Source organism: Nostoc sp. UIC 10630 (assembly GCF_010747425.1).
In the GTDB taxonomy this organism is placed as follows: Bacteria; Cyanobacteriota; Cyanobacteriia; order Cyanobacteriales; family Nostocaceae; genus Nostoc.
This window is the reverse complement of sequence record NZ_JAAGOG010000506.1, coordinates 1-477: the sequence shown is the minus strand read 5'-3', so window position 1 is coordinate 477 and position 477 is coordinate 1. Positions and strand designations below refer to the sequence as shown.

The window sequence follows — 477 nt, the reverse complement described above, 5'->3', positions numbered from 1 at the left end:
CTTTCTTTGATGTCCTTTTATAGATGGCGTGAAAAGTTGTTCCTTTTCAAGCTCATAAAGCTCAGGCACTCTCAAGCATTTTTCTTCAAGTTCAGGAATGCACAAAGCCTCAGAGAGATACTTGATATTAATAGTGACATCTGGTTTGTATTTGCTAAGTCCCCATTTTTTAGCCCGATACGAGCGCTGGTAATCGGCAAGTGATTTGGCATCATCGATGATTGCGGTCAGTAAAGCGTTAGCATCTTCCCCGCGACCAACTACAAAATCATCAACGCCTTTCTCTGGCCCCGGCAGTAATGCAACTTCACATTCAGAACCAGCCGATTCGATTGCTTTTGCAGTGCGGACAGTGGCTTGAAACACCGACCACCTGGTTTTAGAAGAAGTTTCGTAGTCAAAAAGAATTATGAACTTGCGTCCCGCCTGAGCCATTGGTACTAAGTCAGGATGCAACCGTTCATCAAAATCCTGTTT

Annotated in this window: 1 protein-coding gene; it reads right to left on the bottom strand. The window is 44.0% G+C overall.

Going from position 1 to position 477, the window contains the following annotated elements:
* On the bottom strand, positions 1–477 hold a 477-nt coding region (locus G1O98_RS38630; protein WP_163939752.1), incomplete at both ends, for a DUF3854 domain-containing protein.